An 871-nucleotide genomic window follows, 5' to 3' on the forward strand; every position below is an offset into this window, starting at 1 on the left:
GATGACCATGATATGGTGCGCATGGGGTTGAAAACATATCTGATGCTGGAACCTACTTTTCATGTGATGGGAGAAGCGGGCCACGGGCAAGATGCGCTTGATCAGTTACGTAAGTTAAATGGTAGTGAAATGCCGGACCTGATTCTAATGGATCTGATGATGCCTGTAATGAATGGTGCTGAAGCAACAAAAGCCATCATGACTGAATTTCCAGGGATGAAAATTGTGATGCTTACCAGTTTCCTGGAGGATGATCTGGTTGTGCAAGCGATTGAAGCGGGTGCGGTAAGTTATGTACTGAAGACAGTCTCTGCTGAAGAACTGATCTATGCTCTGCAAGGGGCCTATAGAGGCATGCCTGTTATGACAGGTGATGTGTCGCAGGCGTTAACCCGGGGAATCAGACAACGTACAGCGAGAGAGAGTGAATCAGGTCTGACTGAACGGGAGAAGGAAGTGCTGCTGCTTATTGCAAATGTATCCGTGCACGTAAAGTCGTTATCACTGCGACCCAGATGCTGGATTCCATGATCAAAAACCCACGCCCGACTCGCGCAGAAGCCGGTGACGTTGCAAACGCCATCCTCGACGGTACTGACGCAGTGATGCTGTCTGGTGAATCCGCAAAAGGTAAATACCCGCTGGAAGCGGTTTCTATCATGGCGACCATCTGCGAACGTACCGACCGCGTGATGAACAGCCGTCTCGAGTTCAACAATGACAACCGTAAACTGCGCATTACCGAAGCGGTATGCCGTGGTGCCGTTGAAACTGCTGAAAAACTGGATGCTCCGCTGATCGTGGTTGCTACTCAGGGCGGTAAATCTGCTCGCGCAGTACGTAAATACTTCCCGGATGCCACCATCCTGGC

Annotated in this window: 2 protein-coding genes; both read left to right on the top strand. The window is 50.5% G+C overall.

The window, feature by feature from the left end; translation table 11 throughout:
- Window positions 1-531: response regulator transcription factor (locus tag ACS72_RS01880; RefSeq protein WP_212771676.1), on the top strand; the 531-nt coding region annotated here is incomplete at its 5' end.
- Window positions 528-871 (top strand): pyruvate kinase (locus ACS72_RS01885; RefSeq protein ID WP_048881053.1); only part of this gene is annotated, 344 nt, incomplete at its 3' end. The genes ACS72_RS01880 and ACS72_RS01885, both read left to right, overlap by 4 nt.

Origin of the sequence: Acinetobacter sp. VT 511 (genome assembly GCF_001077515.1) — a bacterium.
GTDB classification, from domain to species: Bacteria; Pseudomonadota; Gammaproteobacteria; order Pseudomonadales; family Moraxellaceae; genus Acinetobacter; species Acinetobacter schindleri.